We start from the raw sequence: 12,202 nt of genomic DNA, 5'->3' as shown, positions 1-12,202 counted from the left end.
TCTACACAGACAAAACCCGCCTGCGCGGGTTATAAGAATCTTCGATTGCAAATTCTCTGCTCCCTTCCTAGTCCGCGCAGGCGGACTTCGTTTCTGTAGACACGATTTCCTAATCGCCGAATTTCCAATCGCCCAATTTCCCTATAATCATTATAATTCCTATAATCGCTCGGCGATTGAAATCGCGCCTACACAGACAAAACCCGCCTACACGGGTTGTAAGAATCTTCGATTGCAAATTCTCTGCTCCCTTCCTAGTCCGCGCAGGCGGACTTCGTTTCTGTAGACGCGATTTCTAATCGCCGGATTTCTGTAATCGCCCAATTTCCTGATTTCCAATATAAACATTTTTTATAATAAAAATATGGTTAATACTTTAGAAACAAAACTTAAATCTAATCAAAAAAATACTCCCTTAATTCGGGTAGAAAACTTACAAAAACACTTTCCAGTCATGGAAGGTATTTTACTACAACGTCAAGTTGCAGCCATTAAAGCCGTTGATGGAATTACCTTTAATATTAATAGGGGAGAAACCTTAAGTTTAGTCGGAGAATCAGGTTGCGGAAAAAGCACAACGGGGCGGATGATTTTACAGCTTTCTCCTTCTACGGGGGGGAAAATTTACTTTGAAAATACCGATTTAACCGCTTTAAATCCCAAGGAATTGCAGCCCTTTCGCCGCCGGATGCAAATGATTTTTCAAGACCCTTATTCTTCCTTAAACCCTCGAATGACTGTAGGAAAAATTATTAGTGAACCTTTAATTATTCATCAATTAGCTACTACTAAAATAGCTCAAAATCGCGTCAAAGAATTATTGGAATTAGTCGGATTAAATAATAATGCAATTAATCGTTATCCCCATGAATTTTCAGGAGGACAACAACAAAGAATAGGGATTGCAAGAGCATTGGCAATGAATCCTGATGTCATTATTTGCGATGAACCGATTGCCTCCTTGGATGTTTCCATTCAAGCCCAAGTGATTAATTTAATCCAAAACCTACAGCAAAATTTAGGTTTAACCTATCTTTTTATTGCCCATGATTTAAGTATAGTTCGCCATATTTCTGACCGAGTTGCAGTTATGTATTTGGGCAAAATTGTTGAACTTGCAGATAGGATTTCTTTGTATGAAAATCCTCTCCATCCCTATACCCAAGCCCTATTATCCGCCGTCCCCATTCCTGACCCAGAATTAGAAGCCAAACGACAACGAATTTTATTAACTGGAGAAATTCCTAGTCTCCTAAACCCGCCCATGGGATGTCGATTTTCTAGTCGTTGTCCCTCTGTTATGGAACAATGTTGGCTGGAGGAACCGCCATTAAAAGATATGGGTTCAAACCATTCTGTAGCCTGTCATTTGATTAAAGATTAATCACAAATTTAATCAATTTAGCCCTAAATATAAAAGGATTCTATCAGATTCGACATCTAATAGTCCTCAAGAAAATATTAAGTTATGAGTCCGGTTTGGACAGCCCACAGCCCACACTCCGATCAAAATTCAAGCTATCATATTTCAAATTAACCCCTATTGTTTATGGAGGGCCAGGAAACTGGTAAAACGTGCCTATCGAAACGATTTATGGTCAACTACAAGGTCTAAAAGCCAGTCAGCTTAAACGGTTGCAAAGCCTGTATCATCAACGATTACCAGGCGATTTAATTACAACCGTAGAATTTGCCCAGCGACTGGCGGCAATTAGTACAGAAATTGATCAGCCTCTGTGCGCCTATATTAACCGTCGGGGACAGGTGATGCGGGTGGGAGTCGGAACTCCTCGCCAAACTCAAATTCCCCCCTTAGAACTCCCCCGGTATGGGAATGGACGCCTGAGTGGAATTCGTTGTATTACCACCCAAACTAGCCCGGAACCCCCTAAAGAAGCAGCTTTGACTGCCATGGCGATTCAACGTTTGGACATTCTGGTAGTTCTCACCCTGACCGGAGGTGGTTTTCAGCGACGAGGAGGGGGTGAAACGGGCTATATTAAAGACACTTATATGGCTCACCTTGTCCCGGAAATGGACACGACTAAGAATCAACAAATTGATAACGGTTTTTCTGCCATTCCCTATTATTTGTCGTTGCCGATGAGTCTGGATGCCCTATCGCAACAGGATTTTCTCGATTTAGTCAACGAACTAGAAACGGAGTTTGAACGGGAATTTGTCGCCCGGGAAGTCGATTCTAGTCAGGATAAAGTGCTGTTAGTGGGGGTGAAAACGGATAAAATATCCCCCCAACGGTTTGAAGATGGGTTAACGGAATTGGTGCGTTTAGTCGATACCGCCGGGGGTCAGGTGTTACAAACTTTACGCCAAAAGCGATCGCATCCTCACCCCCAAACCGTTGTCGGAGAGGGGAAAGTCCAAGAAATTGCCTTGGTTGCCCAAACCATCGGAGCTAATTTAATTGTATTTGACCGGGACTTATCCCCCGCCCAGGTTCGGAACCTGGAAACCCAAATCGGGGTCAGGGTTGTAGACCGAACCGAAGTTATCCTTGATATTTTTGCTCAACGCGCCCAGTCGGGGGCGGGAAAATTACAGGTAGAACTGGCCCAACTGGAATATAGTTTACCCCGGTTAACTGGTCGAGGTCTGGCTATGTCTCGCTTAGGGGGCGGAATTGGAACCAGAGGGCCAGGAGAAACCAAACTGGAAACGGAACGGCGGGCCATCCAGCGTCGAATCTCCCGGCTACAACAGGAAGTGAATCAACTACAAGCCCATCGTTCTCGTCTGCGCCAAAATCGTCAAGCTCAAGAGGTTCCGACCTTGGCCTTAGTGGGCTATACCAATGCTGGAAAGTCAACTTTATTGAACGTTTTAACCCAGTCGGAAGTCTATACGGCTGACCAACTCTTTGCTACCCTTGATCCCACGACTCGCCGTTTAGAGATTCCTGATATGATAACGGAGGAGCCTTTAACAATTGTTATCACGGATACAGTCGGATTTATACATGAACTTCCGCCTCCTTTGGTTAATGCGTTTAGAGCTACTTTAGAAGAGGTGACGGACGCGGATGCCTTAATTCATTTAGTGGATTTATCCCATTCCGCCTGGGAAAGTCAAATTGAGTCGGTAATGCAGATTTTAAGAGAAATGCCTGTGACTCCTGGCCCGGGATTATTAGTGTTTAATAAAATCGATCAAACTGATGGGGAAAATTTACGATTAGCGCAGGAAAAATACCCCCAAGCGGTTTATATTTCCGCTTCTAAAGCCTTGGGGTTAGAAACCCTCAGAAAACGCATGGCTGCTTTAGTCCATTATGCGATTTCTAACCGTTAAAATCTGGGGATAGAAACTGGATATTCTGAATAAAATCTCTGATTTTTGCCCAGAGATCAAATTAGAAACCCGGTTTCTATATTTATTTGTTATAATGCAAGTAAGCACTTACGTTATAATCTATGAATTCTCAGGAGCAGAAAACCGCACTCACTCGCAGTCGCTTATTGAAAGCGGCTTTAGAAGTGTTTGCTGAAGCTGGAATTGCGGGAGCCACCACAAAAGCAATTGCTCGGATGGCGGGAGTTAATGAAGTCACGTTATTTCGTCATTTCCATAGCAAAAAACAGTTACTTGCCGCCGTTGTCCAACAAGCAACCGCCTTGCAAACGGAAGCATTGACTCATCAAAAAGAGTGGACGCAGGATTTAAAAAAGGATTTAACCCATTATAGCTGGCTTTATAACACCATGCTCGAAGAACATGAAGCCCTGATTCGCACTTTTATCGGAGAAGCTAAACGCCATCCCCAAGTCGCATCTCAGATTATTGCTGAAGCTACCCAACCCCTACGAGAAAAGCTAATTAATTACCTCAAAAACAGCCAAAAACGGGGTAAAGTGCGCTCAGATTTAAGATTAGAACCCGCTATAGATTTATTTACCGGAATGCTATTGGCAGGAATGCTGCGACGTAATGCCATCCCCAATTTCATCCATTATAACCGCGAAGATTATATCGAAACCTGTGTCGATCTTTTCGTGCAGGGTATCAGTCCCTTGCCTACTAATAACACCTTGATTAATAGAGAACAGCAAGATGAAATCCAACACTGTTATTGATTCTCACTTAAAAGCCGAACCCGTTGAAGTTCAGAAGCCTTTATCTTCTGAACAGATTCAAACCAATGGACATCAACCGCCCATCGCTGAAATTCCCGTGGTTGAGGAAGCCAAACCCTCTGGAAAAAAACGGCCTTGGGGGTTATTGTTAGTAGGAGCGATCGCATTAATTACAGGAGCCGTTTTCGGAAGCCGTTGGTGGCAATTTCAAAGCACCCACGCCACAACGGATAACGCCCAAATTGAAGGCCATATTTCTCCGATTGCCCCAAAAATTGCGGCTACCGTTCAAAAAGTATTAATTAAAAATGGGGATTATGTGCAAGCTGGTCAACCTTTGGTAATTTTAGAAGATCAAGATTTATTATTAAAAATCAAACAGGAAGAAGCCAACTTAAATGCAGCCGAAGCACAATTACAAACTGCTAAGGATAATGTTTCTTTAACCGCCAATACTAATATTAGTCAAGTTGAACAAGCGCAATCCAATTTAAAAGCGCAACAAGCAGCCGTTACCGCCGAACAAACTAATGTTCAGCAAGCCGAATCAGAAGCAATTGCCGTCCAAGCCCTACTGCAACAGGCTCAACTCGGTGTTAACGTAGCTCAAGCTCAACTCCAACAAGACCAAGCCAATATTGCCGCCCAACAAGCTCAAATTCAGGAAGCGGAATTAGGCGTAAATGCAGCCCGGGCTAAAGTTGTCCAAGCAGAGGCTGAAGTTACCAAAACTCAACAGGATTTTCAACGCTATCAATCCCTTTATCAGCAAAATGTAGTTTCGGCTCAACAACGGGATACAGCCCAAGCTGCCTTTGCAGAAGCTCAAGCTAGTTTAACCGTTGTCCAACAGGGGGTAGGACAGGCTCAAGCAACGGTGAATAATGCCCAGTCCCAACTCCAACAAGCTCAAGCCCAGGTTGTTAATAGCCAAGCTCAACTTGCCCAAGCAAAATCGGCGGTAAAAACTGCCCAAGCTCGACTCCAACAAGCTCAAGCTAAAGTCGGTCAGGCCCAAGCCGAGGTAGAAAAATCCCAAGCCCAAGCGGGGGCGTCTCAAGCTCAGGTTGCAGAAACCCAAGCTTCAGGTCAGGAAGTGGTTATAAAACAAGATCAAACCCAACTGGCTCAAGCCCAGATTAAACAGGCGCAAGCCTCCCTCGCCTTAGCCCGTCAACAGCTTGCTTATACTACTATTACCGCCCCGGTGAGTGGATATGTCGGTCAACTGACGGCGGAAGTCGGGAAAAAAATCCAACCCGGACAACCGTTATTAGCGTTAGTTCCCCTGAAGACCGATGATATTTATATTGAAGCGAATTTTAAGGAAACGGAGTTAAAGAATTTACGAGTCGGGGAAATGGCGTTAGTGCGGGTAGACGCCTATCCGGGGGAAATATTTCGGGCAACGGTAACGGGAATTAGTCCCGCAACGGGGGCTGAATTTGCCTTATTACCTCCCGACAATGCCACAGGCAATTTTAACAAAGTTGTGCAGTGGGTTCCCGTGCGACTAGCGTTTGTCGCCAATGCTGACCCCGAACACAAACTGCGGGCGGGTTTGAGCATTACCGTAAGTGTGGAAACCGCAATTAGTAATTAGTTGTAGAGGTGGGTAACCCCCATCGGTGTCAAACATCAACACTTATATGAATCAACCCCATTATATTCAGGGTTATTTGAAGTGGGCGATCGCATTAACGGCCGCTTTGGGAGCCATGTTAGAAGTTATTGATACCAGTATTGTTAATGTTGCCCTGACGGATATGCAAGCCAGTTTGGGGGCGACGGTGACGGAAATTGCTTGGGTGGTGACGGGTTATGCGATCGCTAACGTGATTTTAATTCCCTTAAGCGCTTGGCTCGGAGATTTTTTTGGGCGTAAATCTTATTTTATTTTCTCCTTAGTCGGTTTTACTCTGGCATCTATTCTTTGTGGATTCTCTGTTAATTTACCTATGTTGGTTATTTCTCGGATTCTGCAAGGGTTGTGTGGGGGTGGGTTACTGGCAAAGGGTCAAGCCATTTTATTCCAAACCTTTGCCCCCCATGAACAAGGTATCGCCCAAGCGGTGTTTGGCGTTGGCGTAATTGCTGGCCCCGCCATTGGCCCAACTTTAGGGGGATACCTGACAGATACCCTGGGTTGGCGGTGGATTTTCTTTATTAATCTGCCCGTTGGTATTTTAGCAACCTTGATGGCTTGGCTATTTTTGCCCAAGAATGAAGAAAACAATTCCCAAAGTACCAAAGTTGATTGGTGGGGGATTATTTTGCTGACGGTGGCAGTTGGCAGTTTCCAAGCGTTGTTAGAAGAAGGAGAACAGGAAGACTGGTTTTCATCCAGTTTTATTCGGACTCTAGCGATTACAGCGACGGTGGGGATGGCGTTATTTATTTGGCGGGAATTGACCACCCGAAATCCGGCTGTTGACCTGCGGGTTTTGCGGTATCGGTCTTTAGCCGCCGGGAGTATTTATTCTGGGATTTTGGGGATAGGACTGTATGGGACGTTATTTGTCGTCCCAATTTTTGCCCAAAGTATTCTTCATTTTTCAGCAACACAAACGGGATTTTTATTAGCTCCAGGGGCGTTATTTTCGGCGGTAATGATGATACTATTAGGAAAAATATCAACGAAAGTCGATGCCCGGTTATTAATTGCTTTAGGGGCCATTGGTTCGGCTTTGGTGATGTTTGACCTCTCCACTATTAGTGCCCAAACGGGTACGGATCAGCTATTTTGGCCGTTAGTAGCCAGGGGTGGGGTGACGGTGTTGATGTTTTTGCCTTTGAGTTTAGCCACTTTGGGAGGATTGCCCCAACAGGCGATATCGGCCGGGTCGGGGTTTTATAACCTAACCCGACAATTGGGCGGGAGTGTAGGAATTGCCGCCCTCACCAGTTTGTTAAGTCAGCGAGAAGCCTTCCATCGAGCGGTACTTCTCACCTATTTGACTCCCTACGATTTTGTCACAAATCAAAGGTTACAAGCGCTGACGGCGATGTTCCAAAGTCAGGGTATGGATGGGGTAACAGCCCAAAAACAAGCCTTAGCGTCATTAAGTCAAATTGTCGATACCCAGGCGGCGGTTCTCTCTTTTGCCGATATTTTTAGGGTGGTGGGAGTAACATTTTTATTTTCGTTACCGTTATTATTCTTTTTAGGTAAGGGAGGTAAAGGTGCAAAAGCGTCCGCAGCCCATTAAGTTTCGTAGGGGGGGGTCAGCAAGATATTTCATTATAGATGTAATGGCTGAAGACCTGATTTTTCCCCAATTGAAAATTTTTGGTCAAAAGTGAAATCGATAATTTTAAGATAATCCCTTTCTGGTGAAGATTCAATTCAATTTTTCGTGATATAATATGCAGAAAATCTTAATTAAAACTTACCCCAAACAACACAAAAATTAAGGGTTAACCCGCAGTTCTAATCCCCAGACTTTCCCTGATAGCTCTATGAAGCGCAAATGGCTGTATAAGTTTCTCTCTCCGAATCGGCAGATTGTTCCCTACTTAGTGCTGTTGGGGACTTTAATCCTGACGGCGATCGCCACTTATTATGTAGAATCAACAGCCCGTAACCAGGATCGGTTACAGTTTAATGCCTCCGCCCAACAAACGGAAAACCTAATTCGAGATCGGGTTAAAACCTATATTGCCTTACTCCGTGCCGGAAGTGGGTTATTTGCCAGCCATGATACCGTGGATCGAGAGGAATTCCGCACCTACATGGAACAATTAAAACTGCGGAGGGAATATCCAGGGATTCAAGGGATTGGGTTTACAATTCGGGTTCGACCCTCCGAAAAAGATCAATTAATAGCTCGGATGAAAGCTGAGGGTATCCCTAACTTCGCTATCAATCCCGATTACCCTCGATCCGAATATCATGCCATTATCTACCTAGAACCCCTAGATGAACGTAATAAAGCCGCCATTGGGTTTGATATGTTTACCGAACCCGTGCGCCGTCGCGCCATGGAACACGCCCGGGATGGGGGAATTCCGGTGGCGTCGGGTCGAGTCAAACTCCGACAAGAAATTGATGCCAAAAAACAAGCGGGATTTTTAATTTATTTCCCCATTTATCGAGGTAATTATACTCCGCCAACGGTAACAGAAAAACGGGAGAAATTACTAGGATTTATCTATAGTCCCTTTCGGATGGATGACTTGATGCAAGGGCTATTTGGGAATTATCCAAATGTTTTTATAGATTTTAAAATTTATGATGGTTTAGCAATTACTCCCTCCTCTCTCATATACGATTCTAACTCTAGTCGTTTATTAGGGTTTAAGCCTCAATTTGAGGGGCGAAAAATGCTCTCAATTGCTGGACAAACTTGGACGATTATCTATACTTCCCGTCCTAAACTTGATTTTAATTCCCAACGTTTGATTGCTCCCTATATTGCTTTGGCGGGAAGTTTTGTTGGTATTATCTTATTTGGATTAATGCGATCGCAAATTAAAGCTCGATATATTGCGGAAAAAATTGCAACGGAACTGACGAAATCAGAAAAAGCCCTGCGAGATAGTGAAGCCCGATTTCAGGCGTTTATGGATTACAACCCTACCGTAGCTTGGATTTGTGATCATCAAGGTAAAATGTTATATTTAAGTAAAAGTTATACCCGAACCTTTAATGTTTCTCCAGAATCTTTAGAAACCACTATATTTGATATATTTACCCCAGATTTAGCCTCCAAATTCCTGAATTATATTTCGATTGTGGCTTCGCAAAACCTAGTTTTAGAAGTTATTGAATCTCTACCTGGACGAGACGGCAAAATTGGAGAATTTTTAATCTATCAATTTCCAATTTGGGTTGATCAGGAAGATCCATTGGTTGGGGGTGTAGCCATTGACCGCACAGAAAGTCATCGAGCCGAAACCTTATTACGTCGCTCGGAAGTTCAATATCGGACAATGGTTGAACAATCTCCCCTGAGTATTTTAATCCTATCATTAGATGGTTCGGTTAGGCGTGTAAATCGAGCCTGGGAGGAGCTATGGGGAATCAAAGGAGAAATGATTAAAGACTACAATTTGTTAGAAGATCAACAACTAATTCAAAAACGGATAATTCCCTATATTCAAAAGGGTTTAGCCGGGGAAACCGTGGCGATTCCTCCAATTTTATATGATCCTCATCAAAGCTTCCCAGGATTATCGAATTATGGATATGCTCAACGCTGGGTTGAGGCTTATATTTATCCAGTGCGGGATGAGGTGGGTAAAATTCGAGAAGTCGTATTTATCTATGAAGATATCACCGAACGTAAACACGCAGAAGAAGAATTACAAGAAAGTGAAGCTCGGTTTAGAACCCTAATTGAAACTACATTTGATGGTATTATTATTCATGAAAATGGCATCATTCTTGATGCTAACCAAGGGGCATCTATTATGTTGGATTACCCTTTAGGAGAAATGATGGGAACTTCTTTTCTGGATTTTGTCACCCCCGAAAGTCGGGATTTAATTTTACAAAATATTAAAAACAACTTAGAAGCCCCATTAGAAGTCTTTGGATTAAGAAAAGATGGCACAATTTTTGATGTAGAAATCATTGGTAAGTCTCAAATTTATAAAGGACGTCAAGTTCAGGTGACAGCCATGCGGGATATTACTAATCGTAAACAATTAGAAGCTGAACTGCGTACCCGGGCTGATGAATTAACAGAAGCCAACCGCCTCAAAGATGAATTTTTAGCTACCCTTTCCCATGAATTACGGACTCCTCTGAATGCTATTTTGGGATGGACACAAATGTTGATATCACGAGATTTAGATAAGGAAACATTTAATCGGGCGACGGAAACAATTAATCGTAATACACGGGCTTTAGCGCAACTGATTGAGGATTTATTAGATGTTTCTCGAATTATTAGTGGAAAACTGAATTTTAGCCCGAATCCGACTGCTTTAATTCCGGTAATTGAAGCAGCAATTGAAACGGTACACTCAATAACTGAGGCGAAAGATATTAAAATTAATATTTCCTTTGAGCCTAATATTGGGATGGTTTTAGGGGATAGTAACCGTTTACAACAGGTGATGTGGAATCTATTAACCAATGCAATAAAATTTAGCTCAGAAGGAGGAGAAATTCAGGTGAGACTACATAAGTCTCAGAATCAAAATTCCTTGGGAAATAATAGCAATTATGAAGTCAGAGATTATGCAGAAATTCAAGTTAGTGATACCGGACAAGGAATTAGTAAAGACTTTTTACCCTTTGTGTTTGAAAGATTTCGTCAATCCGATGGTTCAATGACTCGGAAACAGGGCGGATTAGGATTAGGATTAACCATTGTCCACCATTTAGTTGAAATTCATGGAGGAAGTGTTACTGTAGATAGTCCAGGGTTAGGAAAGGGGACAGTATTTACCGTAAAATTACCCATGATGACATCGGATATGTTAAAAGATTATCAGTATCTTCAAGAGGGTTTCGGTGATGATGATTTGATGTTTGAAAGTTGTTTAAAAATCAAAGGAGTTAAAATTTTAGTGGTTGATGATGAAGTGGATGCTCGGGATTTAGTTGCTCATATTTTAGAAAATTGTGGGTCAGAAGTGGTGACCGTTGGGAGTGCAGAAGAAGCCATTAATATCTTCAAAGCCAATAGTGCTATATCTCCATTTCATATTTTAGTCAGTGATATTGGACTGTCGGGGGGAGACGGTTATTCACTAATCCGTCAAATTCGTTTATTACCCCCAGAAGCAGGAGGGCAAATACCCGCTTTAGCACTTACAGCTTATGCCCAAGATGAAGACCGTCAAGCCGCATTCTCCGCCGGGTTTCACGCCCATTTAGCTAAACCCGTAGAACCCCATGAATTACTGTTTACTATTGCTAATTTAATCGGAATTATTGGATAATTAGGGAATGGGGATCACTGATTTAAGAGGATTTCACGGATTTCACAGATTTTAATCTGTGTTAATCTGCTTAATCCTCTTAAATTCATGATAGGTAATGGGTAATGGTGGATTTTGTATAATTAAGTCAATATATAGGGAGATTTTAAGCTGATGTTAACTTTAGAAACGCTATTTGATGAAAAATTCTATTTGGCTCAATATCCTGATGTGGCTCCGGCGATTGAAAGGCGAGAATTTCGGAACGCTTTTGATCATTTTGTTCAGGAGGGTCAATTTTTGGGTTATGAACCTAATCCTTTATTTGATAGTCAATATTATCAGCAAGGAGATCCTGAACTTTTAACTCAAATAAAGGAAGGATTTATTACACCTGCGGAACATTTTATTGATTTTGGTCAATTTCAACCCCGTTCTCCTAATCCCTTATTTGATCCAATTTATTATTTAGAACGATATCCCGATGTAAAAGTGGGTTTTCTTAAAGCAGAAATTAACCCGTTTGAACATTTTTTTCTCCATGGACAATATGAAGGACGCAATCCCAGTATTGGTTTTGATACTAACTTTTATCAAACTCGATATCCCGATGTCTTATCTGAGATTAAATCCGGGCAGTATAATACATTTTTTGAACATTTTTGGCGACAAGGATTAAAAGAATCAAGATTAGGGATTGCTCCGGCTTTTAAAGATGACCTGACCCAAGCTATTAATATAGATATATTATTAGGACAAAAAACCATTGTAGGCTTAATTGACGCGGCTAACCCCGTTGATATTTATGAGTTTATTATTCCTAATTTTAATAGTAAAGTTAGTATAATCATGAATCAAATGAAAGCCAATTTAGACTTAGACTTGATTTATGATCTGAATAACAATCGAGCCGTTCAAAGTAATGAAATTGTTGCTAGTTCCGCCAATTTAGGCCTCACCCCAGAATCAATTAAGTTAGATAAATTACCCGGTGGAACCTACTTTTTGCGAGTCTCTCCCAGGGACGGAAGCACCCATTATCTTTTAAATTTATCGGCTGCTCCGATTTAAGTTTGTTCTTGCCCCCGTTGTTGTGCTTCAGCGCACTTAGGAGGGGCTAAAGCCCAACAACGAAAAGGTCGGCTTGATTCCCCGTTGTTGCGCTTCAGCGCTCTTAGGAGGGGCTAAAGCCCAACAACGAAAAGGTCGGCTTGATTCCCCGTTGTTGCGCTTCAGCA

At 42.5% G+C, this 12,202-nt stretch carries 7 protein-coding genes; all 7 read left to right on the top strand.

Annotation, left to right across the window (positions count from 1 at the left end; all coding sequences use genetic code 11):
- Positions 1-364: 364 nt before the first annotated feature.
- The 7 genes from AC559H_RS05150 (at position 365) to AC559H_RS05120 (ending at position 12,035) form a co-directional block, all read left to right on the top strand.
- Entirely contained in the window at positions 365-1,384 is a 1,020-nt protein-coding gene (locus AC559H_RS05150) for an ABC transporter ATP-binding protein (RefSeq protein ID WP_026793927.1), read from the top strand.
- Positions 1,385-1,581: 197 nt separating this feature from the next.
- The gene (gene hflX, locus AC559H_RS05145) at positions 1,582-3,309 is read left to right on the top strand and encodes a GTPase HflX (protein WP_199918722.1); all 1,728 of its coding nucleotides are present in this window, start codon (positions 1,582-1,584) and stop codon (positions 3,307-3,309) included.
- A 122-nt stretch (positions 3,310-3,431) separates the two neighbouring features.
- The gene (locus AC559H_RS05140; RefSeq protein ID WP_026786828.1) at positions 3,432-4,091 is read left to right on the top strand and encodes a TetR/AcrR family transcriptional regulator; all 660 of its coding nucleotides are present in this window, start codon (positions 3,432-3,434) and stop codon (positions 4,089-4,091) included.
- A complete protein-coding gene (locus AC559H_RS05135; protein ID WP_026793926.1) occupies positions 4,069-5,694 on the top strand; it encodes an HlyD family secretion protein in 1,626 nt (541 codons plus the stop codon). The genes AC559H_RS05140 and AC559H_RS05135 overlap by 23 nt, the downstream gene beginning before the upstream one ends.
- 46 nt (positions 5,695-5,740) lie before the next feature.
- Positions 5,741-7,300 carry a DHA2 family efflux MFS transporter permease subunit gene (locus AC559H_RS05130; protein ID WP_036833838.1) on the top strand — a complete coding sequence of 520 codons (1,560 nt, stop codon included), beginning with the start codon at positions 5,741-5,743 and terminating at the stop codon, positions 7,298-7,300.
- 250 nt (positions 7,301-7,550) lie between these two features.
- Entirely contained in the window at positions 7,551-10,985 is a 3,435-nt protein-coding gene (locus tag AC559H_RS05125; RefSeq protein WP_051319818.1) for a hybrid sensor histidine kinase/response regulator, read from the top strand.
- A gap of 153 nt (positions 10,986-11,138) precedes the next feature.
- Positions 11,139-12,035, top strand: coding sequence for a hypothetical protein (locus tag AC559H_RS05120; RefSeq protein ID WP_026793924.1), 897 nt, complete (start codon positions 11,139-11,141; stop codon positions 12,033-12,035).
- The last annotated feature ends 167 nt before the right edge of the window (positions 12,036-12,202 follow it).

The sequence above is a fragment of the Planktothrix prolifica NIVA-CYA 540 genome, from assembly GCF_963864145.1.
GTDB classification, from domain to species: Bacteria; Cyanobacteriota; Cyanobacteriia; order Cyanobacteriales; family Microcoleaceae; genus Planktothrix; species Planktothrix agardhii.
The sequence above is the reverse complement of the archived record's forward strand: the minus strand, read 5'-3'. Positions and strand labels throughout refer to the sequence as shown.

Excerpts from the sequence above, each read along its gene's own strand:
- AC559H_RS05135 (WP_026793926.1), top strand. The coding sequence starts at position 4,069 with ATGAAATCCAACACTGTTATTGATTCTCACTTAAAAGCCGAACCCGTT.
- AC559H_RS05150 (WP_026793927.1), top strand. The coding sequence starts at position 365 with ATGGTTAATACTTTAGAAACAAAACTTAAATCTAATCAAAAAAATACT.
- AC559H_RS05140 (WP_026786828.1), top strand. The coding sequence starts at position 3,432 with ATGAATTCTCAGGAGCAGAAAACCGCACTCACTCGCAGTCGCTTATTG.
- AC559H_RS05125 (WP_051319818.1), top strand. The coding sequence starts at position 7,551 with ATGAAGCGCAAATGGCTGTATAAGTTTCTCTCTCCGAATCGGCAGATT.
- AC559H_RS05130 (WP_036833838.1), top strand. The coding sequence starts at position 5,741 with ATGAATCAACCCCATTATATTCAGGGTTATTTGAAGTGGGCGATCGCA.
- AC559H_RS05120 (WP_026793924.1), top strand. The coding sequence starts at position 11,139 with ATGTTAACTTTAGAAACGCTATTTGATGAAAAATTCTATTTGGCTCAA.